Source organism: Micromonospora sp. LOL_024, assembly GCF_048060415.1.
Taxonomy (GTDB): Bacteria; Actinomycetota; Actinomycetes; order Mycobacteriales; family Micromonosporaceae; genus Micromonospora.
In genome coordinates this window covers 214,088-235,777 of sequence record NZ_JBHMIS010000004.1, presented here as the reverse complement: position 1 = coordinate 235,777, position 21,690 = coordinate 214,088, and the positions used below count along the sequence as shown (strand labels likewise).

At 70.7% G+C, this 21,690-nt stretch carries 20 protein-coding genes and 1 pseudogene; 12 read left to right on the top strand and 9 right to left on the bottom strand.

Features of this window, described 5'->3' with window-relative positions; genetic code table 11:
* Positions 1-39 precede the first annotated feature (39 nt).
* From ACFHWY_RS08250 to ACFHWY_RS08240, 3 genes are all read left to right on the top strand, one after another.
* Entirely contained in the window at positions 40-1,062 is a 1,023-nt protein-coding gene (locus ACFHWY_RS08250) for a LacI family DNA-binding transcriptional regulator (RefSeq protein WP_416579510.1), read from the top strand.
* A gap of 82 nt (positions 1,063-1,144) precedes the next feature.
* Entirely contained in the window at positions 1,145-1,642 is a 498-nt protein-coding gene (locus tag ACFHWY_RS08245) for a DinB family protein (protein ID WP_416579509.1), read from the top strand.
* Positions 1,643-1,762: 120 nt separating this feature from the next.
* Positions 1,763-2,620, top strand: a complete 858-nt coding sequence (locus tag ACFHWY_RS08240) for a DUF4253 domain-containing protein (RefSeq protein WP_416579508.1) — start codon at positions 1,763-1,765, stop codon at positions 2,618-2,620.
* Positions 2,621-2,629: 9 nt separating this feature from the next.
* Here ACFHWY_RS08240 and ACFHWY_RS08235 read toward each other — a convergent pair whose 3' ends face one another.
* Both ACFHWY_RS08235 and ACFHWY_RS08230 read right to left on the bottom strand, forming a co-directional pair.
* On the bottom strand, positions 2,630-3,481 hold the full coding sequence (locus ACFHWY_RS08235; RefSeq protein WP_416579507.1) for an endonuclease/exonuclease/phosphatase family protein: 852 nt from the start codon (positions 3,479-3,481) through the stop codon (positions 2,630-2,632).
* A 63-nt stretch (positions 3,482-3,544) separates the two neighbouring features.
* Positions 3,545-4,939 (bottom strand): short-chain fatty acyl-CoA regulator family protein, encoded by a 1,395-nt coding sequence (locus tag ACFHWY_RS08230; protein WP_416579506.1) that lies wholly within the window; start codon positions 4,937-4,939, stop codon positions 3,545-3,547.
* A gap of 224 nt (positions 4,940-5,163) precedes the next feature.
* On the opposite strand from ACFHWY_RS08230, the gene aceA reads away from it, so the two are divergent.
* Together aceA and aceB are read left to right on the top strand one after the other, a co-directional pair.
* Positions 5,164-6,435: an isocitrate lyase gene (aceA, locus tag ACFHWY_RS08225; RefSeq protein WP_416579505.1), complete on the top strand. Its 1,272-nt coding sequence runs from the start codon at positions 5,164-5,166 to the stop codon at positions 6,433-6,435.
* On the top strand, positions 6,432-8,042 hold the full coding sequence (gene aceB / locus ACFHWY_RS08220) for a malate synthase A (protein ID WP_416579504.1): 1,611 nt from the start codon (positions 6,432-6,434) through the stop codon (positions 8,040-8,042). The genes aceA and aceB overlap by 4 nt, the downstream gene beginning before the upstream one ends.
* Positions 8,043-8,124: 82 nt before the next feature.
* Here the strand turns inward: aceB and sthA are convergent, their stop codons facing one another.
* A complete protein-coding gene (gene sthA, locus ACFHWY_RS08215; protein WP_416579503.1) occupies positions 8,125-9,528 on the bottom strand; it encodes a Si-specific NAD(P)(+) transhydrogenase in 1,404 nt (467 codons plus the stop codon).
* A gap of 121 nt (positions 9,529-9,649) precedes the next feature.
* On the opposite strand from sthA, the gene ACFHWY_RS08210 reads away from it, so the two are divergent.
* Both ACFHWY_RS08210 and ACFHWY_RS08205 read left to right on the top strand, forming a co-directional pair.
* Positions 9,650-10,216, top strand: coding sequence for a hypothetical protein (locus ACFHWY_RS08210; RefSeq protein ID WP_416579502.1), 567 nt, complete (start codon positions 9,650-9,652; stop codon positions 10,214-10,216).
* Positions 10,217-10,268: 52 nt separating this feature from the next.
* On the top strand, positions 10,269-10,415 hold the full coding sequence (locus ACFHWY_RS08205) for a hypothetical protein (protein WP_416579501.1): 147 nt from the start codon (positions 10,269-10,271) through the stop codon (positions 10,413-10,415).
* On the opposite strand, the gene ACFHWY_RS08200 is transcribed toward ACFHWY_RS08205, so the two are convergent.
* Both ACFHWY_RS08200 and ACFHWY_RS08195 read right to left on the bottom strand, forming a co-directional pair.
* Positions 10,387-11,505, bottom strand: coding sequence for an LLM class flavin-dependent oxidoreductase (locus tag ACFHWY_RS08200; RefSeq protein WP_416579500.1), 1,119 nt, complete (start codon positions 11,503-11,505; stop codon positions 10,387-10,389). The genes ACFHWY_RS08205 and ACFHWY_RS08200 overlap by 29 nt on opposite strands.
* Positions 11,504-11,713 (bottom strand): annotated as a pseudogene (locus tag ACFHWY_RS08195) (SCO5389 family protein); the annotation flags it as partial. The pseudogene ACFHWY_RS08195 and the gene ACFHWY_RS08200, both read right to left, overlap by 2 nt.
* Positions 11,714-11,921: 208 nt before the next feature.
* Between ACFHWY_RS08195 and ACFHWY_RS08190 the strand changes: the two are divergent.
* From ACFHWY_RS08190 to ACFHWY_RS08180, 3 genes are all read left to right on the top strand, one after another.
* Complete coding sequence (locus tag ACFHWY_RS08190) at positions 11,922-12,284, top strand: metalloregulator ArsR/SmtB family transcription factor (protein ID WP_416579499.1); 363 nt, start codon at positions 11,922-11,924, stop codon at positions 12,282-12,284.
* On the top strand, positions 12,281-12,778 hold the full coding sequence (locus tag ACFHWY_RS08185) for an SRPBCC family protein (protein ID WP_416579498.1): 498 nt from the start codon (positions 12,281-12,283) through the stop codon (positions 12,776-12,778). The genes ACFHWY_RS08190 and ACFHWY_RS08185 overlap by 4 nt, the downstream gene beginning before the upstream one ends.
* A 102-nt stretch (positions 12,779-12,880) precedes the next feature.
* Positions 12,881-15,142 (top strand): catalase, encoded by a 2,262-nt coding sequence (locus ACFHWY_RS08180; protein WP_416579497.1) that lies wholly within the window; start codon positions 12,881-12,883, stop codon positions 15,140-15,142.
* 94 nt (positions 15,143-15,236) lie between these two features.
* Here the strand turns inward: ACFHWY_RS08180 and ACFHWY_RS08175 are convergent, their stop codons facing one another.
* The 4 genes from ACFHWY_RS08175 to ACFHWY_RS08160 form a co-directional block, all read right to left on the bottom strand.
* Positions 15,237-16,280: a hypothetical protein gene (locus ACFHWY_RS08175; protein WP_416579496.1), complete on the bottom strand. Its 1,044-nt coding sequence runs from the start codon at positions 16,278-16,280 to the stop codon at positions 15,237-15,239.
* Between the two features lie 145 nt (positions 16,281-16,425).
* Entirely contained in the window at positions 16,426-17,649 is a 1,224-nt protein-coding gene (locus tag ACFHWY_RS08170; RefSeq protein ID WP_416579551.1) for a multidrug effflux MFS transporter, read from the bottom strand.
* A gap of 316 nt (positions 17,650-17,965) precedes the next feature.
* Positions 17,966-19,645: a sodium:solute symporter family protein gene (locus ACFHWY_RS08165; protein ID WP_416579495.1), complete on the bottom strand. Its 1,680-nt coding sequence runs from the start codon at positions 19,643-19,645 to the stop codon at positions 17,966-17,968.
* Positions 19,642-19,995, bottom strand: a complete 354-nt coding sequence (locus ACFHWY_RS08160; protein WP_416579494.1) for a DUF4212 domain-containing protein — start codon at positions 19,993-19,995, stop codon at positions 19,642-19,644. Before ACFHWY_RS08160 ends, ACFHWY_RS08165 begins: the two co-directional genes overlap by 4 nt.
* A gap of 390 nt (positions 19,996-20,385) precedes the next feature.
* On the opposite strand from ACFHWY_RS08160, the gene ACFHWY_RS08155 reads away from it, so the two are divergent.
* Both ACFHWY_RS08155 and ACFHWY_RS08150 read left to right on the top strand, forming a co-directional pair.
* A complete protein-coding gene (locus ACFHWY_RS08155) occupies positions 20,386-20,799 on the top strand; it encodes a hypothetical protein (RefSeq protein WP_416579493.1) in 414 nt (137 codons plus the stop codon).
* Positions 20,800-20,969: 170 nt separating this feature from the next.
* Complete coding sequence (locus tag ACFHWY_RS08150) at positions 20,970-21,650, top strand: hypothetical protein (RefSeq protein WP_416579492.1); 681 nt, start codon at positions 20,970-20,972, stop codon at positions 21,648-21,650.
* Positions 21,651-21,690: the final 40 nt, after the last annotated feature.

Here is a 21,690-nt window from a genome sequence, read left to right as displayed (position 1 = left end):
TCTCGCGGTCGCGCCACCTGCTGGCGCTACAGTGTCCGCGTGCAGCGACGGAACGCAACGTCGAAGCGGGCCACCGTGCACGACGTAGCCGCCGCCGCAGGTGTGTCACGCGGAACGGTCAGCCGATTCCTCCATGGCGGGTACGTGTCCACGGCGGCCCGCGACGCCATCGAGACCGCCATCACCGAGACCGGTTACGTGCCGAACACCGCCGCGCGCAACCTGGTCACCCAGCGCTCCCAGGCGGTGGGCTTCATCGTCCTCGAACCGCAGGGGCAACTGCTGGAAGACCCGAACATCGGTGCCATCATGCTCGGCGCCAACGCCGTGTTCTCCGCCGCCGACTACCAGATGGTCAACCTCGTGGTCGACTCCGCGCGTGACCTCGCCCGCATCGCCAAGTACCTGATGGGTGGATTCGTCGACGGCGTGATCATCGTTTCGGCCCGGGCGCACGACCCGATCACCCGCATCGTGACGGAGATGGCGCTGCCCGCCACGTTCGTCGGCCATCCACCCGACCTGGGGCGTGACGTGCCCTACGTGGGCATCGACAACGTCGGTTCCGCGCGGGCGATCACCGAGCGGCTGGCGGCCACCGGACGACGGCGCATCGGCATGATCGCCGCCGCGCTGGACCGCGACTCGGGTGCAGACCGGCTCCTCGGTTTCCAGCTGGCGCTCGGAGAGCGCCTCGACGCGAGGCTGGTGGCCAAGGTCAGATACTACGACTACGTCTCCGGTATGCACGGCATGAGGGTGCTGCTCGACCGGGAGCCCCGGATCGACGGCGTCGTCGCCGCGTCCGACTTCGTTGCCGCCGGCGCGTTGCAGGTGCTTCGCGAGGCCGGCCGCGTTGTGCCCGAGGATGTTGGAATCGTTGGCTTCGACGACAGTCCGTGGGCGCAGCGCACCAGTCCCGCCCTGTCGACCGTGCATCAGCCTGCGAACGAACTCGGTGCCCGCGCCGCCGATCTGGTGTTGCGGCAACTGCGAGGTGCGCCTTTCGAACCCGGCGGCATCCTGCTGCCCACCCCCGTGGTGTGGCGGGCGTCCGCCTGACCGCCGGCCTGCGGGTCGGCGCAGGGGTCAGCTCACTGCCGCGACAGTTGTTGGGTGGAGCTGCTTCTGGGATGCTGCGGCCATGCCTTCCCTGTCGCACGGCTCCGCCGAAGGAGCCCTCCATCAGCCGATTCGGACCCAGCTCGAGACGTTTCTCGACGAGCACCGCGCCGTGCTCAACGGCTGCCTCGACGGGCTGAGCGAGGAGCAGGCCCGCCGGTCTCTGGTCCCGTCGCGGACCACTTTGCTGGGGCTGGTGAAACACGCAGCCTTCGTGGAGAGGGTCTGGTTTGACGAGGGGGTCACCGGCCGATCACGCGCTGAGATCGGCATCCCCACGACGCCGGACGAGTCGTTTGTCCTCGACGACACCGACACCGTTGACAGCGTCCAGCGAGCGCACCGGAAAGCCTGTGCGGCGTCCCGACGCGCCACGGCGGACCTGGACCTGGACGACGTGCTGCCCGGCAACCGGCGTGGCCCGATCCCGCTGCGCTGGGTCTACCTGCATGTGCTGCGCGAACTCGCCCAGCACGGCGGGCACGCCGACATCCTCCGCGAACAGATCCTCGCCGATTGACGCCACGACACCTGGACTGCCGGCATCCAGCCGCGTCCGGTGCCGCCAGCTCGTTTCCTGCCGGAATGGACCGGCTTGTCTCTGGTCGGTTGTCGGAGGCACCCGATATCCTCACTTCTCGTGACATCGCAGCGCATCGAGATGCCGTCCGACCTGCTGGAGCTGTTCGCGGGGACGGACGCGGGCCCGCGCACACTGTCCGTGCCGTTGCCGGCCGGCCGTGCGGTGCGGGGCGACGAGGGTGACGCCGAGCGGCCCTCGCTGTGGCTGTCCGACGACCCTGCATCGGCCGCGCTGTGGCCGCGGTTGCGCGCGGCGCACCGGCAGTCCGGGTTGTGGCCGATGCTGCTGGACGGCTACGACGGTGAGCCATCGCGTCCCTGGGCGGCCGGCGAGTTCTGGCCGGACGCCGTCTCGTCGCCGGCCGAGCATGATCCGGACCGGCTGCTCGCCGGCTGGTGGGCCGCCCAGACGGCTCCCTACGACGGTGACGACCACCTGTCCGGCGAACGACGGATCGCGGTAACCGCCCCCTACGGTCGGCACTGGCCCGGGCTGGCGCCCGCGGTCGAGCCCCGGGTGACGCCGGAGCGGCACGCCGACCACTGGGCCGAGCAGCTGTCGCAGGCTCAGCCTGCGATGCGGCTCGGGCTGGTCGCCGCGGAGCGGGGCAGTGACGCGTTGGCCGTGCTGGGCTGGCAGGGCGCGATCAACCACACCAACGACACCGCCCAGCTCTGCGCCGTGCTGCGCAGCTGGGAGGAGCGGTTCGGGGTGCGGGTGATCGGCGTCGGATTCGCCGAGCTGTACCTGAGCGTCGCCGCGCCGCCGACGCACTCCGCAGAGGCGCTGCGGGTGGCCGCCGAGCACTTCGCCTTCTGCCCGGACAACGTGTGGCAGGGGCAGCGACCGCGCACGGTCGCCGGATACGCCGACCGCCTGGTCGACGCCCCGACCTGGGCGTTCTGGTGGGACTGACCGGGCGGCTCAGTGGGCGGGGTCGCCCGGTCCGGGAATCGTGAGGGTGACCAGGAACGCCGCGTGATCGGTCGTTCTGTCCATGCTGATCGACCTGCTGTCGCGGATCGTGACGTCGGCCGTGGCCATGAGCTGCTGCACCCCGCCGTCGTGCAGGTGCAGGTGGTCCGCCGGTACGCAGGACCGCACGTCGGGTGTGCCGCCGTGGCGCAGGTTGAGGTCGCCGCTGACCACTGTCGGCTGGTAGCGGTGGCGGGCGTGCAGCTGCGGGATGGCGGTGTCGAGCAGGTGCCCGCACTGGGCCAGCGCCAGCGTCGAGCTGGTGTACGCCAGGTGCGTGGTGCACGCGTAGTAGACGCCGGTGGCGTCGACGCAGAGCCAGGCCCGCTGCTCGGGGTCCGCCGGATCCTGCGCCGGGTAGATCCCGGCGTGCACCTCGTGGCCACGGTACGGCCGCGCGATGTAGGCCAGTACTCCGACGCCGTACTGCTCACCGTTGACGCAGCGGTAGGGCTCGCCGGTGCGGCCGTTGCGCGCCGGCTGGAAGGCGCCCACCACGGTGCCGTCGTGGGCCTGTCGCATCGCCTGCTCCAGCAGGTCCACGTCGCCGGAACAGATCTCGTTGAGGGTGACGACGTCGGGGTTCTCGCTGCGGATCACCTCGGCGGCACGGGCCACCGACCGACCCGTGTAGCAGCCCTTCGCCATTCCGCTGTTGCACAGGTTCAGCTGGAGCACCCGCAGCCGGGCGGTCCCGGTCGCGTCGGAGACCGAACAGCCGGCCAGCAGCCCGGCGACCGAGATGAGGCAGACGACGGCGACGACCAGCGGGCGCGGCACGGGGGAGGGACGAGAGGCCATGCACCTGCCCGGTACTCGTGGAGGGGCTGAAAGTGTATCCGTACCGGCAGTGGAGCACCGGGTTCAGGTCCGCAGCGGGTACGGGATGAAGGTGCTACGGTTCTCGTCCACGTCCAACTGCCGGCTGATCGGCGGTGCGGCGCGCTGCGGGCAGGTCAACCGCTCGCAGGTCTTGCAGCCCGGTCCGATCGGCGTCGCCGCCTCGGCCGCGTGCAGGTCCATCCCGGTGGAGTAGACCAGCCGGCCGGCGTGCCGGGTCTCGCAGCCCAGCCCGATCGCGTACACCTTGCCGGGTTGCCCGTAGCCGCCGTGGTGGCGGGTGATCGTGCGGGCGATCCACAGGTAACGCTGCCCGTCCGGCATCGCCGCGACCTGGGTCACCACCCGGCCCGGCGAGCCGAACGCCTCGTAGACGTTCCACAGGGGGCAGGTGCCGCCGGTGCGGGAGAACGGGAAGCCGGTGGCGGACTGACGTTTCGACATGTTGCCGGCCCGGTCGACCCGGACGAACGAGAACGGCACCCCGCGCGCCCGGGGGCGTTGCAGGGTGCTGAGCCGGTGGCAGACCGTCTCCCAGCCGATCGCGTAGTGCTGGGTGAGCAGGTCGATGTCGTAGCGGCGCTGCTCGGCGGCGGCGAGGAAGTGCTCGTAGGGCAGGATCAACGCCGCCGCGAAGTAGTTGGCCAGGCCGACCCGGGTGAGGATCTGGGTCTGCGCGTCGTCGAACTTCTCCGACTCCACGATTTCGTCGATGACGTCGGCGAACTCCAGCAGCGCGATCTGCGCGGCCATCCGCATGGCCTCCTGCCCGGCGCGCAACGACGTGGACAGGTGCAGGGTGCGCGTCTGCGGCCGGTAGCGGTGCAGCTCGCCGCCGAGCGCGGCGGCGTCCTCGCGGGCGACGCGTACCCCGTGGCGCTGGGCCAGCCGGTCGCGCAGCAGGGCGCGGACCTCGCCACGGCGCAGTCCCATCCGTACGGCCAGCCGTTCGGCCTCCTCGTCCAGGTCCGGCACGTAGTTCTGCCGCCGGTAGAAGAACTCGGTCACCTGGTCGTGCGGACTGCGGCCGACCCGCTCGCGGTCGCCGACCAGCTCGGCGAGCTGCTCGTCGGCCTGCTGGTAGCGGCGGTGCAGCTCGATGACGGCCGCGGCGACCTCGGGCAGCCGGGTGGCGAACTCGGTCAACTCGGCCAGGCCGGCCCGGCCGGGCAGCGCCTCGCGCAGCCCGGTGACCAGGCGCGGGGTGTCGTGGGCGGCGAACACGGTCGGGTCGACACCGAACAGCTCGGTGATCCGCAGCAGCACCGGCACGGTCAGCGGCCGGCTGTCGTGCTCGATCTGGTTGAGGTAGCTCGGGGAGATGGCGAGGTGCCGGGCCAGCTCCGTCTGGCTGAGGCCACGTTCCTCGCGCATCCGGCGCAGCCGGGCACCGGCGAAGGTCTTGGCGATCGCCCTCACCTCCCTGCTCCCTGCTCCACGGAACCGGATCCGGTCACATTAGCACTGCTGCGAATGGAGGCTTTCGCAACTTGGCAAAAGCGCTCGTTGACTTTTCAATAATTGGCTTCTTCCGTCTCTCGACCCGTCCCTGCGGCCATGTGACCGTGGGTTGCACACCGGAGGCTCGGTGTTGGCGCAGCGTCACCGGAGTGCCGAGGAAAACCGAAGGGAATGGGAAAACGATGGCTACCGCAGTCGAGCAGTTGCAGCACGAATGGGACACCAACCCCCGCTGGCGGGGTGTGCGGCGCAGCTACCGCGCCGAGGACGTGGTGCGGTTGCGCGGCGCGATCCAGGAGGAGCACACCCTGGCCCGGCACGGCGCCAACCGGCTGTGGCGGCTGCTGAACAGCGAGGACTACATACACGCGCTCGGCGCGCTCACCGGCAACCAGGCGGTGCAGATGGTCCGGGCCGGCCTCAAGGCGATCTACCTCTCCGGCTGGCAGGTCGCCGCGGACGCCAACCTGGCCGGGCACACCTACCCCGACCAGAGCCTCTACCCGGCCAACTCGGTGCCCGCGGTGGTGCGCCGGATCAACAACGCCCTGCTGCGCGCCGCCCAGATCACCACCGCCGAGGGGGACACCTCGGCGATCGACTGGCTGGCACCGATCGTCGCTGACGCCGAGGCCGGCTTCGGCGGCGTGCTCAACGCGTACGAGCTGATGAGCGCGATGATCGCGGCCGGCGCCGCAGGTGTGCACTGGGAGGACCAGCTGGCCTCCGAGAAAAAGTGCGGCCACCTGGGCGGGAAGGTGCTCGTCCCCACCGGTCAGCACATCCGCACCCTGGAGTCGGCGCGGCTCGCCGCCGACGTGGCCGGCGTGCCGACCGTGGTCATCGCCCGTACCGACGCCCAGGCCGCCACGCTGCTCACCACCGACGTCGACGAGCGGGACCAGCCGTTCGTCACGGGGGAACGCACTGCCGAGGGCTTCTACCGGGTCCGCGACGGCATCGAGCCGTGCATCGCCCGGGGCCTGGCCTACGCCCCGCACTCCGACCTGCTGTGGATGGAGACCAGCAAGCCGGACCTGGAGGTGGCCCGCCGCTTCGCCGAGGCGGTCAAGGACCAGTACCCGGACCAGTTGCTCGCCTACAACTGCTCGCCGTCGTTCAACTGGCGCAAGCACCTCGACGACGCGACCATCGCCAAGTTCCAGCGCGAACTCGGCCACATGGGGTACAAGTTCCAGTTCATCACGCTGGCCGGCTTCCACGCGCTCAACTACTCGATGTTCGACCTGGCCAGGGGCTACGCCGCCGACGGGATGCCGGCCTACGTCTCCCTGCAGGAGCGGGAGTTCACGGCTGAGGCGGCCGGCTACACCGCGGTCAAGCACCAGCGTGAGGTGGGGACCGGCTACTTCGACCTGATCAGCACGGTGCTCAACCCGGCCGGCGAGACCACCGCACTGCGTGGCTCCACCGAGGAGGAGCAGTTCTCATGAGACACGAGATCATCGGCCCGATGGCGGAGCGGTTCGACGAGGTCCTGACGCCCGACGCGCTCGCCTTCCTGGTCGCGCTGGACAGCGAGTTCGCGGCCCGCCGGGTGGCCCTGCTGGACACCCGCCGGGCGCGTCGGGACCGGTTCGCCACCGGTCAGCTGCCCGACTTCCTGCCCGAGACAGCCGGTCTGCGCGCCGACCCGAACTGGCAGGTGGCGCCGCCCGCGCCGGGCCTGCTGGACCGGCGGGCGGAGATCACCGGCCCGCCCGACCGCAAGATGACCATCAACGCGCTGAATTCCGGTGCCAAGGTCTGGCTCGCTGACTTCGAGGACGCCACCGCCCCGACCTGGCACAACATCATCGACGGTCAACTCAACCTGATCGACGCTCTGGAGCGCCGGATCGACTTCACCGACCCGCGTGGCAAGCGGTACGCGCTCGGTGAGGAACTGGCCACCATCGTGGTCCGGCCGCGCGGCTGGCACCTGGTGGAGAAGGGGATCGTCGTGGACGGGCGACCTGTCTCGGCCAGCCTGGTCGACTTCGGGTTGTACTTCTTCCACTGCGCCCGCCGCCAACTCGCCGCCGGTGCCGGACCGTACTTCTACCTGCCGAAGCTGGAAGGCCACCGCGAGGCGCGGCTCTGGAACGACATCTTCGTCTTCGCCCAGCACTACCTGCACCTGCCGCAGGGCACCATCCGGGCGACGACGCTGATCGAGACGATCACCGCCGCCTTCGAGATGGAAGAGATCCTCTACGAGCTGCGCGAGCACTCGGCGGGGCTGAACGCCGGCCGGTGGGACTACATCTTCAGCGTCATCAAGAACTTCGGGCAGTGGCCGGACTTCGTCCTGCCGGACCGGTCCGAGGTGAACATGACCGTGCCGTTCATGCGCGCGTACACCGAGCTGTTGGTGCGGACCTGCCACCGCCGCGGCGCTCACGCGATCGGCGGGATGGCCGCCTTCGTGCCGGCCCGCGATCCGGAGGTCAACGCGCTGGCCTTGACTCGGGTGCGGGCGGACAAGCAACGGGAGGCCGGTGACGGTTTCGACGGTTCGTGGGTCGCCCACCCGGGACTGGTGGAGACCTGCCGCGAGGTCTTCGACGCGGTGCTGGGCGAGCGCCCGAACCAGATCGACCGGCGCCGCGACGACGTCGAGGTCACCGCCGGCGAGCTGCTCTCCGTCGACAAAACCCCCGGCCAGGTCAGCGAGGCGGGGGTGCGCGCCAACATCGCGGTGGCGCTGCGCTACATCGACGCCTGGCTCGGCGGGTCGGGTGCGGTGGCGCTGTCGAACCTGATGGAGGACGCCGCGACCGCCGAGATCGCCCGCTGCCAGGTCTGGCAGTGGCTGCACCACCGCACGCCGCTGACCGGTGGTGGTTGCGTCACCGGCGAACTGGTCGCCTCGATGCTGGCCGAGGAGTTGGCCGCCCTGACCGAGGGGCGTGCGGACACCGGGCGGGTGCGTGCCGAGCAGGCCGCGCGGATCGTCGAGGAGACTGCTCTCGGCGAGGACCTGCCGTCGTTCTTCACCACGGGCGCGTACGCCCGGCACCTCGGCCCCGCCAGAGCGCCAGCGGTGGCGGCCAGGTAACGGTGCAAGGCGGCGGCCCGCGGGGCCGGCGGCGGCCTTTCCTGGCCGCCGCCGGCCCCGCGGGCTTACATTCCGTATGCAGTCAGCCGTCGATCCGGCTGATGTTGCGGATTTTGTTGGCGGCGTCCAGGGCGGCCACCTTGTACGCCTCGGCCAGGGTCGGGTAGTTGAACACCGTGTCGACCAGGTAGTCGACGGTACCGCCGCAGCCCATCACCGCCTGCCCGATGTGGACGATCTCGGTGGCTCCGGTGCCGAAGACGTGTACCCCGAGCAGCCGACCGTCGCCCGGTGAGACGAGCAGCTTCAACATCCCGTACGAGTCACCGACGATCTGGCCGCGGGCCAGTTCGCGGTAGCGCGCGATGCCCACCTCGAACGGCGTGGTGCTGTCGGTCAACTCCTCCTCGGTCTTCCCGACGAAGCTGATCTCCGGAATCGTGTAGATGCCGATCGGCTGCAACTCGTGCATCGGACGGTCCGGCTCGCCGCAGGCGTGCTGCGCGGCCAACCGTCCCTGCTCCATGGAGGTCGAGGCCAGCGCCGGGAAGCCGATCACGTCACCCACGGCGTAGATGTTCGTCGCCGAGGTGCGGTAGTTGGCGTCCACCTCGATCCGGCCACGCCGGTCCGCCGCCAGCCCGGCCGCCTCCAGGGCCAGTCCGTCGGTCTGGCCCTGCCGGCCGGCCGAGTACATGACAGTGTCCGCGACGATCTTCTTGCCGCTCTTCAGGACGCACAGGGCGGCACTGTGGTGCTTCTCCACCGCAGCCACCTCCTCGCCGAATCGGAACGTCACGGAGAGGTCGCGCAGGTGGTACTTCAACGACTCGACGATCTCCTCGTCGCAGAAGTCGAGCATCCTCTCCCGGCGTTCGACCACGGTGACCTTGGTGCCGAGCGCGGCGAACATCGAGGCGTACTCCATGCCGATCACGCCGGCGCCGACCACCACCATGCTGCGGGGTACGGCCTGCAGGTTGATGACGCCATCGGAGTCCACGATCGTGCGGTCGTCGAAGTCGACGCTGTCCGGGCGGGCGGGGCGGGTACCCGCGGCGATGACGGCCTTGTCGAAGGTGACCTTGGATTCGCGCCCGGAGCCGCCGTCGACCCAGACCGCGTGCGGGTCGGCGAATCGGCCGGTACCGGTGATCATCGCGATCCGGTTGCGCGCCAGTTGGTTGCGGATGACGTCGGTCTGCCGGTTGATCACGTGCTGTGTCCGGGCGGCCAGGTCACTGACCGTGATCTCGTCCTTGACCCGGTAGCTGCTGCCGTAGAGGTCCCGTTGGCTGAGGCCGGTCAGGTAGAGCACGGCCTCCCGCAGGGTCTTGGACGGGACGGTGCCGGTGTTGATGCACACCCCGCCGATCATGTCGCGTCGTTCCACGAGGCCGACCCGCCTGCCCAGCTTGGCGGCGGCGATCGCGGCTTTCTGGCCGCTGGGGCCGGAGCCCAGTACCAACAGGTCGTAGTCATACACGATCACTAGCGTCGCAAGATGTCGCGGCCCGCGCCAGGCCTGCCGTCCAAGCGGGACCGAGCTTAACCTCACCGGAACAATCGCGCCGATCCCGCGCCGCCGATCAGGCTACCCTGCGGCGGTGGAGGTCGGCGTGGACGGGGAGCGGCTGGCGGTGTCGTTGGCCGACCGGATCGACACGGTCGCCTTCACCGACCTGACCACGGACCAGGTCACCGCCCGGCTGATCGACACCGTGGTCGGCTGGGCGCAGGAGCGTGGCTGGCGGGTCTACCGACGCGCGTCCAGTGTGCTGCCGTTGCCGCCGCCGATGTCGGCGCGCCACTCGGTGCTCGACGTGGCCTGCGCCCGCCCGGACGGGCCGCCGGTGGTGGTCGAGGTCGATCACGGTACGCGTCGTCGTACCTGGGAGAAGCTGCGCGCCGAGGCTGAGGCTGGACGGGTTCCCCTCTGGGTGCGGTGGGGCGCCGGCCGGTTCGTCGCGCCACCCCCACCCATCCTGATGGTGACCTGTGAGGTGACCCGGCGGCCCGACCCGGCCGGCGGGAGTCAGGTGTACAGCCGCCTGCCGCGTACCGATAAGCCGCCACCCGCGCACTCCGCCGCGCGGGGCGGCCAGGTGGCTGCCGTCGAGCTGCCCCTGCCCCCGTCGGGCGGAAGCACCTCGCCGCCAGCCCCGACCACTTGACTCGCAAGCGTACGCTTGCCTACTGTTCGGGATCCCGTACAGCATGTTCGGCGTGCCGGACGTGGCCGTCGAGCACGAGCGGCTTACCACTCTCGGAGTGACCTTCACCCAGGAGCCGCTGAGCGTCGGCGGCATGACGACCGCGGTCTTCGACGACACCTTCGGCAACCTCATCCAGATCGTGGCCCCACCGGCCTGACCGCGCTCGGCGACGAGGCGGGCCTCATCCCCGACGTCGGTGGCTCCCGGCGCGGTGCGAGGTCGAGTACCGCAGAGGCCAGCCGTTCGATGTTGTCCAGGGTGGGTTCGCGGCCGCCGGCCGCCTCCACCATGAACAGCAGATGCCGTACGCCCGGCAGGGCCGCGGCCCGCGCGACGGCCTGCCGGCAGCGGCGTGTCGAGCCCACCGGGTGAATGTCGATCAGATGCCGTGCGTAGTCGGCCGGATCCCGCTGCCCGGCCGGCGCGCCGTCCAGGCGGACGTACTCCCGGACACCGGCCAGCAGCGGCGCGAGCCCGACCCGCACCGCTTCTGCCGCGGCCTCGTCGGTCTCCGCCACCTGGGCGAGATGGGCGCTGGCATGGCCGATGCCGGCGAGGTCGTGGCCGTGCGAGGTGGCCGTGCGCGCGTAACGGTCGAGCAGTTCCACCTTCTCGGACAGGTCGGCGTGCAGGCCGAGCAGCAGCGGCAGGCCGTGCCGGGCCGCGAGGTCGACCGTGCCGGTCGAGGTCGCGGCGACCCAGACGGGCAGCCGGCCGGGTGGGCGGGGCACCACCGGCACCGGCCGGAACGGGAAGCGGCCGCTGCCGCCGACCGTCGGCTGCCCGGACAGCCACCGGGCCAGCAACTCCAGCGAGTCGTGGAACCCCTCGTGGAACCGGTCCAGCCCGGTACCGAAGACCTCCAGGTCGACCCAGGGTCCGCCGCGACCGACACCCAGCCGGAACCGGCCGCCGGACAACTCGTGCAGCAGCGCCGCCTCCTCGCCGAGCGCGACCGGGTGGCGGTTGGACAGGATGCACGCGGCGGTACCGACCTCGATGCTCCGCGTCGCGCCGAGCAGGTGCGCGGCGAACGTGACCGCCGACGGGCACACCCCGTAGGAGATGAAGTGGTGCTCGGCGATCCACACCCCGTCGAACCCGGTGGCCTCGGCGGCTCGGCCGTAGTCGTGGGCGTTCGCCAGGGCGGCGGCGTGGGTGTCGCCGGGGCGCTGCCCGGCGAGCAGGAACAGGTGCGTGCGTACGCCCCGTCCGACCCGCCGGGCGTCGATGGCCTCAGCAGTCACGCAGCAACCGCCCTCGTTCCGCCTCACTCGGCGGCGGGATCTGGTTGTCGGCGAAGGCGGCCTCGGCCCCGGCCAGATCCGACGCGACCCGACTGACGGTCTGCCCGGCGTACGGCAGCGACTCCCGGACGCGGGCCACGAACGACCCGTCGTCGACCGGCCCGGACTCGGCGGCCCGCAGCAGGTCCGGCGGCACGGTGAGCGACACGCTCCTCCTCGGCCAACGACCACGGTTGTCATTACCGTTGCGGCGTGAGCACATCACGCCACGTGTGGCGCTGTCAACGCGCCCCGCGCGCGAGGGTTCGCCGCCGCGTCGTCCGGAGGCGTCACCTGCCGATCGTCGACGGGCAGCTCGACACCGTGGCGTGCGCGAGTGCTGGCGAACATGTAACCGATCAGTTACGCTTCTGCTCGTGGACAAGGTGGCCGGGGCGATCTCGGATCCGGTTCGCCGACGCATCCTCGAAGTGCTGCGGGAGCGTCGGCTCACGGCCGGCCGGATCGCCGAGCAGTTCGAGATCAGCCGGCCGGCGATCAGCCGCCACCTGCGCGTACTGCGGGAAAGTGGGCTGGTGCGGGACACCGTGAGCGGCCGCGAGCGCAGCTACGAACTGGACCCGACCCGCTTCGGTGACCTGACCCGCTGGCTGGCCCAGTTCGATCAGACCGAGCGCTGGGAGCGCCGGCTCGACGCGCTGGAGACCGAGATTCACCGTACCCGTCGCGAGCGCCGCACCGGCGGCTCGCCGAATCCCAACGAGGAGCGGACAGCATGACACCAATCCCATCCGGTCGGCTTTTCGGCACCGCCGACGGGCCCGACCTGGTCCTCACCCGCGAGTTCCGGGCCCCGATCGAGGACGTCTGGGCCAGCCTGACCGAACCTGACCGGACCGCACGCTGGTACGGCCCCTGGAAAGGCGAGGCCGGACCGGGCCGCAGCATCCAGGTCCAACTGGCGTACGAGGAGGGAACGCCCTGGTCGGAGCTGCGGATCGACGTGTGCGAGCCGCCCCGGCGGCTGGCCGTGTCCACGCGTGACGAGTACGGCCACTGGCGGCTGGAGCTGTTGCTGAGCACGCAGGGCGACCGGACCGAGCTGCGTTTCGTCCACCACCTGACGGACACCGCCGGCATCGGCGAGGTCGGGCCGGGCTGGGAGTACTACCTCGACCGGCTGGTGGCGGCCCACGAGGAGACGCCGATGCCGTCCTTCGACGCCTACTACCCGGCGACGAAGGCGTACTTCGAGCAGCTGCCACTGGCGTGACCGGGGATACCCACATCCGCGCCACCGGCTCCGTTTTGCTGGTTCTGCCCGGGGTATCGCGCTGAGATCCGGCCTTCGTGCCCCAGGGAGGTACTCGTCAAGATGGATGCCCGCAACCCCGCCAAGGCGGTCAAGGACGTCGTGGAGTCCGCAGCGGAGAAAGTCACCGACGTGCTCACCCCGGACCTGCCCGGCGCTCCGGGCAGCGCCCCGCCGACCTACGAGGAGCCGACCACACCGCACGAACCGCTGCCGCCGAAGCCCGAGCAGGGCGCACCGCAGACCCGCACTCCGACCGGCGCGAAGACGGGCGCACCGGCCACCGCGAACGGGCAGCAGGGTGCCTTCCTCACCACCTCGCAGGGGGCGCGGCTGCGCGACACGGACCACTCGCTCAAGGCGGGCCGGCGCGGTCCGGTGCTGCTGCAGGACCACCACCTGCGGGAAAAGATCACCCACTTCGACCACGAGCGCATCCCCGAGCGGGTCGTGCACGCCCGTGGTGCCGGCGCGCACGGCATGTTCACCGCCTACGGCACCGCCGAGGCGGTCACCCGGGCGGGCTTTCTCGCCAAGGGCCGCAGCACCGAGGTCTTCGTCCGGTTCTCCACCGTCCTCGGCTCGCGTGGCTCGGCCGACACCGTCCGCGACACCCGCGGCTTCGCCACGAAGTTCTACACCGATGAGGGCACCTTCGACCTCGTCGGCAACAACATGCCGGTCTTCTTCATCCAGGACGCCATCAAGTTTCCCGACATCATCCACGCCGGCAAGCCGCACCCCGACCGCGAGATCCCGCAGGCACAGAGCGCCCACGACACCTTCTGGGACTTCGTGTCGCTGCACACCGAGGCGCAGCACCACACCATGTGGAACATGTCCGACCGGGGCATCCCCCGCTCCTACCGGACCATGGAGGGCTTCGGCGTGCACACCTTCCGCCTGCTCAACTCGGCGGGCGAGACGGTGCTGGCGAAGTTCCACTGGAAGCCCAAGCTGGGCGTGCACTCCCTGGTCTGGGAGGAGGCCCAGCTGCTCAGCGGCACGGACCCGGACTTCCACCGGCGGGACCTGTACGACGCCATCGAGGCCGGCGCGTTCCCCGAGTGGGAACTCGGCATCCAGGTCTTCCCCGACACCCCCGAGGAGACCTTCGCCGGCATCGACCTGCTCGACCCCACGAAGATTGTGCCGGAGGAGTTGGCCGAGGTGCAGCCGGTCGGCCGGCTGACCCTCAACCGGACGCCGACGAACTTCTTCGCCGAGACCGAGCAGGTCGCCTTCCACCTGGGTCACCTGCCGCCCGGCATCGACGTCACCAACGACCCGCTGTTGCAGGGCCGGCTCTTCTCGTACGTGGACACCCAACTGACCCGCCTCGGCGGCCCCAACTTCTCGCAGATCCCGATTAACCGTCCGCACGCCCCGGTCAACGACATGCTGCGCGACGGCCTCCACCAGCAGGCCATCCACGCCGGAGTGGCGCCCTACCGGCCGAACTCGCTCGACGGCGGCAACCCGTTCCCGGCCGGCGACGCCGAAAACGCCTTCGTCGACGTGCCGGTGCGGGTCGCCGAGGCCCCCAAGGTACGCGCCAGCCCCGCCTCGTTCGACGACCACTTCAGTCAGGTACGCCTGTTCTGGTTGAGCATGTCCCCGGTCGAGCAGGAGCACATCATCCGGGCGTACACCTTCGAGCTGGGCAAGTGCTACCACCAGGCAATCAAGGAGCGGCAGCTCCAGTGCCTGGCCAACATCGACCCGGTGCTCTGCGCCCAGGTCGCCACCGGTCTGGGCCTGCCCGCTCCGGAGCCGACCGTGCCGCTGGCCGACGTCACCCCCAGCCCCGCGCTGTCCCAGATCGGCCGGCAATGGCCGGCCGACGGCCGGACGATCGGCATCGTCGTCGGCCACGACAGCGACCTGGACGCCGTCAGCGCGGTACGCCGGGCCGTGTTCGCCGCCGACATGGTGCCGCTGCTGATCGCGCCACACGGCGGGATGCTCGGCGACCTGCCCGCCCAGCGGAACTTCGCCACCGCCCGCTCGGTCGAGTTCGACGCGGTCCTGCTCGCCGCGTCGCCCGCGCCGGCGCCCGACGCGTTGCCGGCCCGCGACGCCAAGGCCGGCGCGGCCGGCTCCGCCACGGTCGACCCCCGGGTGCTGCTCATGGTCGAGGAGTGCTGGCGGCACGCCAAGGCCATCGGCGCGTGGGGGAGCGGCGTCGCCGCGTTGGAGCAGGCCGGTGTCGCCGGCTCGCCCGGTGTGGTCACCGGCGAGGACGGCAGCGAGGCATTCACCGCCGTACAGCAGTTGATGGCCAACCACCGGGTCTGGGAGAGGTTCCCCGTCCCGATCACCTGACCTGCTGCGTCTGCCACGCAGGGCTGCCCGCCGCGTCGTCGGCGGGCAGCCCTGCGGTAGTTCGAGCCGATGCCGGATGCCGGGCGCGGGCAGGTCAGTTGCCTGTCTTGTCCCGTGTCACAGCAGGTAGGTCCGGCCCGGCCGGACCTACCTGCCGGGCCCCGATCCGCCGGTGGCCAGCGCGCGGCGCAGGCGGCCGGCCTCGGTGACCAGGCGGCTGGATCCGCCCCGCCCGGCGACGTCGGCCAGGCCGGGCACCTCGATCCGGACACCGGTGGCCGTGGCCGTCTCCGCGGCCAGGGTGAGCAGGTCGGGTGGAGAGGGCCAGCGAGAGTCGCAGCGCACCGGTGTCCAGCTCCCAGACACTCGGGACCGCGGCGGAGCCGGCCGCTACCGTCGGCTCGTACACCCGGATGGTCCTCGCGAAGCGCAGCATCGGGTGCTGCGCGGCCAGCCGGCCCGCCCCGGCCAGGCAGACCGCCCCGGCGACGGGCCGCGAGGTCAGTCGCAACGACCGACCGGCCGGCACCACCCAGAGCGCCGAGCGGTCGTTGACCTTGGGTAGCCTGCGCAGGAAGGCGGTGGCCTCGGCGGCCGGCAGCTCCGCCCGCGGCTCGAAGCGGGCGGCCAGCACCTGCACCTCGGCGAAGCCGCGCAGCCAGCGCACCGGTAGCGGGACCTTCTTCTCCACCACCGCACCCTCCATGGTGGAGACGGTCAGGTCGTCGGGGCCGACCGGCAAGTGTAGCGGATCCAGGCTACCGACCCGGGTAAGCGCCGCACGCAGCGGGGTGTTGACGTCGACATTGGTGGTGCCGTGCTCGACCACGTCGCCGTCGAGGCCGGTGGGCATCGCGTCGAGCCGCGCGTACACCCCGCAGCAGCCGGAGAAGGACTCGAACCGCAACCGGTCGCGGCTGCCCGTCACCACCGGATCGAGGCTGGCCGGGCTGACCGGCCGGTGGTACCGGGTGCGGGCCACCTCGGCCACGGCCAGCAGGCCGACCGCCGCCGCCTGCGGGGTGATGAGGAAACCGGAGAAGAAGCGCGGGTTCGGCGTGGGCCCGCCGCTGGTCTGCAGGGCGAGCGATCCCTGGCCGAGCGCGGAGGAGCCGAGATGCCGGTAGGTCACGTTCACGACACCGGACGCTAGAGCACCCCCCCAGACACCCCGACATCCCCACCACCCACCCCACCCCGCGTCGATCTAGGGATGAGTGTCGCTGGTTGATCTCTGGCAGCGACGATGATCCCTAGATCGACGCGGCGGTGCGGCGGCGGGGTCAGTGGGCCGGGGCGGCCAGGGGGTCCGGCTTGAGGGCGGGGAGGCTGCCGGAGCGCACGACGAGCAGCAGCACGACCAGCGCCGAGACCATGCCGCCGGCGATCACCAGGGCCATCGCGATCGCTCCGGTGCCGACTGCGCCCACCAGCGGGGCGGCGACCGCGCCGATGCCGAACTGTGCCGCGCCGAGCAGGGCGGAGGCCGTGCCGGCCGCCTCGCCGTGCCGGGTCAGGGCGAGCGCGGGGGCGTTCGGCAGCGCCAGACCGGCGGTGGCGAGTACCACCCACAGCGCCGCGAGCAGGGCCGGCAGGCCACCGATGCCGGTCGCGGCGAAGCCGAGCAGCACCAGGCTGGCGGCGGAGCCCACGAGGAGGGCGGACACCAGGATCCGCCGCGGGGAGTAGCGGCGCAGTAGTCGTACGTTGGCCTGGGTCGCCGCGATCAGGCCGATCGCCCCGGCCCCGAAGGCCAACCCGAACTGCTGCTCGTCGAGCCCGTACTGCCCCTGCAGGACGAATGAGGAGCCGCCGACGTAGGCGAACAGCGCCGCCATGGCCAGCCCGGCGACCAGCACCAGACCGACGAAGGCGCGGTCGCGCAGCAGGGAGCCGTAGAGCCGGACCGTCGGCGCCGCTCCGCCGCGTTGGCGGCGTAGCGGCGGCAGTGTCTCCGGCAGGCCGCGGACGGCGATCAGCAACAGCAGTATGCCGAAGACGGCCAGTGCCGCGAACACGCCGCGCCACTGCGTCCACCGCAGCAGTTCGCTGCCGAGCGTCGGGGCGAGGACCGGGGCGGCGCCCATCACCAGCAGCAGTCGGGAGAGCAGTTGGGCGAAGGCCGAGCCGCTGAACAGGTCGCGTACCACGGCCATGGCGATCACGGCGGCGGCTGCCGCGCCCAGGCCCTGGACGACCCGCAGCGCACCGAGCACCGCGATGTTCGGGGCGAGGGCGCAGCACACGGAGGCCACGATGTGCAGCACGGTGCCGGCGATCAGTGGCTTGCGTCGGCCGACGGCGTCCGACAGCGGACCGATCAGCAACTGGCCCAGGGCGAGGCCGATCAGGGTGCCGGTGAGGGTCAGCTGGACCGCAGCCGAGCTGGTGGCGAGGTCGTCGACGATCGCGGGCAGCGCCGGAAGGTACATGTCGATGGTCAGCGGGCCCACCGCGATCAGTGAGCCGAGCACCAGGATGAGCCGCAGGCGTTGCCGGCGGCTCATCAGGTCTCCCGGCATGGCGGCGGGCGGCGGCGCGGCGACGGTGTCGGTCACCGGGGGTTCCCCGGCCGGGCCGGACGTGGGGAGTGTGGTGCGGCGGTCATATCTGGCTCCAACCCGCAGCCGATGAGCTGATTCCCGGTACGGAGGTAACGCAGCTCACAGGGCCGGAGGTGGTTGTCGGTGGTGAGGTCGAGGCGCACCATCCCAACAACCTATCCGCCTAGGACGCTGTAGAGAGAGTGCAACCGGTCGCCGGCCTCGCCATCGATGTCGAGGCCGGCGACCGGTTGCACTACTCGATCAGAAGGACGAAAGGTCAGTCGGCGGTGGTGCCGGCGGCCACCTCCCGCCGGGCGGACGGGTACCGGATGTTCTCCACCATCTCGACGATCTCGTCCGGCGGTGGCGCCGTCATCTTCGACACCACGATGGTGACGACGAAGTTGACGATCGCGCCGATGGTGCCGATGCCCTCCGGGCTGATGTCGAAGATGTGCGGGTGGGCGTCGGTGCCGAACACCGGCAGTGTGTAGATCATGTAAGTGGCGGTGAACACCAGGCCGGACACCATGCCCGCCGCCGCTCCCGTGGCGTTACACCGTTTCCAGAAGATGCCGAGCACGATGGCCGGGAAGAAGGTCGACGCGGCAAGGCCGAACGCGAAGGCGACCACCTGCGCCACGAACGCCGGCGGGTTGATGCCGGCGTAGATCGCGATCAGCACCGCCAGGCCCATCGCGATCCGACCAGCGAGCAGCCGCTGCTTGTCGGTCGAGTCCCGCTTGACCCGCCGGAAGTACAGGTCGTGCGAGAAGGACGACGAGATCACCAGGAGCAGCCCGGCCGCGGTGGACATCGCCGCGGCCATACCGCCGGCGGCCACCAGACCCACGATCGGTGCCGGCAGGCCGGCGATCTCGGGGCTGGCCAGCACCAGGATGTCGTTGTTGACGATCAGATCGGCGCCGGAGGTCGGGCTGTTGCTGACCGTGTTGATGGTCTGCGCACCGTCGTTGACGGTGACCAGGCCGGTCGCCGCCCAGTTGCCGATCCAGGAGGGCAGTGCGTTCGCGGAGATCCCGTTCACATCCTGCAGCAGGTTCAGCTTGGTGAACGCGCCGACCGCCGGGGCGGTGGTGTAGAGCAGCGCGATGAAGAACAGCGCCCAGAACGCCGAGTAGCGGGCACCCCGGACGCTCTTCGTGGTGTAGAACCGGACGATCACGTGGGGTAGCCCGGCGGTACCGATCATCAACGCCATGGTCACCAGGAAGACGTCGATCTGTGGTCGGGCCGCGAACGCCTCGGTGTACTGGTTGAGCCCCATCTCCACGCTGATCGCGTCGAGTTCGCTGAGGATCTGCCCGAATGACACCTGGGGAATCGGGATGCCGGTCATCTGCTGGGCCACCGCGACAGCGGGGATCAGGTAGGCGGTGATCAGCACGGTGTACTGGGCGACCTGGGTCCAGGTGATGCCCTTCATGCCGCCGAGCACCGCGTACAGACCGATGATGACCGCTGCGAGGATGACGCCGCCGGTGACGTCCAGCTTGAGGAACCGGCTGAACACGATTCCGCCACCACGCATCTGGCCGACCACGTAGGTGAAGGAGATGATGATCGCGGCGACGGCGGCGATGGTGCGGACGGTCTCCGAGTACCGGTCACCGACGAACTCCGGGACCGTGAACTTGCCCCACTTGCGCAGGTACGGCGCGATCAGCAGGGCCAGCAGCACGTAGCCGCCGGTCCAGCCCATCAGGTAGATGGTGCCGTCCGAGCCTAGGAACGCGATCAGGCCGGCCATCGAGATGAACGACGCCGCGGACATCCAGTCGGCGGCGACGGCGGCGCCGTTGGCGATGGTCGGGATTCCCTGGCCGGCGACGTAGAAGCCGGCGGTCTCCTTGACCCGGCTGCGCCAGGCTATGTAGAGGTACACGGCGAAGGACGCGACGATGAAGACGAGCGTCCAGGTCTGGATCTGACTCATTTGCCAGCCTCCTGGTTCTCCTGCTCGTCGACACCGAACTGGCTGTCCAGGCGGTCCATCATCTTCGCGTACACCAGAATGAGGATCACGAAGACGTAGATCGATCCTTGTTGGGCGAACCAGAAGCCGAGCGGGAAGCCGGCGATGACGATTTCGTTGAGCGGTTCGACCAGGAGGATTCCGAAGCCGAACGAGACGACGAACCAGACGGTCAGCAGGATCACCATGAGCCGCAGGTTCCGGCTCCAGTACTCCTTACGCCAGCCGTTGTCCGGTGGGGTCGCCGGCGGTGGTGATGACGGTGGCGGTTCCCCGCCCCGGGTTTCTTTATCGGGGGTTACCTCGGTCATGTCTGGGAGCCTCCTAGTCGGTACGGAACCGGTTGATCCGGCGAGGGGCCTACGACACGGCGCCCGGTTGGTGGTGACGCGGTGCTGGTGCCGATGCCCGATGCGCACCTGCCCGCCGCCGTTCTGCTCGACGTGGCTGTGCGCTCGGTCACACGTTCTGCGAAGCGAACGTGACGTGGCCTGGCCAGGCAAGAGGCGATCCGCCAGGCGCAGGATCGGGTCGGTGAACGGTCCGTTGGACGCAGTGAACGGTCGGCCGTCCGGTTCCCGGGGCCGGTGCCGCCCGATTTGCGGCTGTTCATGGTGGCGGGCCGTCCGTCCAGCGACGCCGCCCGACCGTTCACCGATCCACCGGTCCGGCCTTCGGTCTGGCGCGCCTAGCATCCGGACATGGCAGACATCGCATCCACCGCCGCCCCGGCTCGTCGGCGCATCCGGCATGCCGGCAGCGTCGGCATGATTGTCGGCGGCCTGCTGGCGCTGGTCGGCTCGCTGCTGCCCTGGGTCATCACGCCGTTCGGTTCGCTGTCCGGCGTGGCCGGGCCCGGCCTGTGGACGCTGAGCGTGGCGTTCCTGGCCATCGCCGGCGCCCTCCTGCCGTACCGAAAGGTCGCCATCGCGCACAGCCTGATCCCCGGGCTGGTCGTCGCCGCCATCGTCGGTTGGCAGGTGGCCCGTCTGATCAGTCTCAGTGCCAGCACCGGTAGCTGGGGCCAACTGATGCCCGGCGTCGGCCTGGTCATGGCCGCGGGCGGCGCGGTGGTGCTGATCCGCACCGGCATGCGCCTGGTGTCGCTGCGGTAGCAACGTGCCAGCTCGCCCGGAACTCCTGGGCGAACCGGTGAAACCATCCCCCACGCCCAGACGTCATGAGGCTGTACCGGACGCGAGTGACCGGTACGGGGCCGGCGTGGACACGGCGGCCGCAGGCAGCTGGGGAGGTAACGGTGTTGGTTGGCAGAAGGTCCGTCGGCGTGAGCCTGCTGGTGTTGGCCGGACTCGCGTCGGGGGCGTGTCAGGTGGCGCCCGCGACGGTTTCCGGCGGCAGGTCCGCCGGGTCGGCTCCGGTGGTGGTGGTCCCGGCGGCCGATGACCCGGCCGAGGCGCCGGCGGCGTCCGCACCGGCCGCCGAGGTCCCGGCGGCGTCCGCACCGGCCGCCGAGGCTCCGGCGGGTGCACCGGCGGCGACGCCGAGCGCGACGCCGCTGGTGCTCTCCGGTACCCGGCGGGTGACGATCGTCCGGGTCGGCGCGTTCGAGGCGGGGCTGTCGCTGCTCGATCGCGGACGGCTGGCCGAGGTGGATGACGACCAAGGTCGGCAGGTGTTCGTGCCGACTCCGTTGGGCGGTGCGGAATTCCTGATCAAGTCCTACCTCGGCGGCGGCACCGGGAAGCCGGTCTGCTGGCAGGTGCACAATCCGAACAACTCCCGGCCGCTGTTCGTGCGGGGTGCGCCGTGCCGCGCGAAGGACGCAGCTCAGCGTTTCGTCATCGCCGCCGCGACCGGTGGCGGCCCCCGGGAATTCGTGATCAGCAACCGGTGGGCGTACCTGCGGGACTCCGCGCGATCGGGTCTGATCCTGGAGGAGTTGGGTGACGTGCCGCCGGCGAGCAGCTTCCGGTTCAACGACACCGGGCCGGCGCCCCGAGGGTAGGGTGCCGACGGCCGCATCCGGCCCGGGTGGGGCCGTCCGC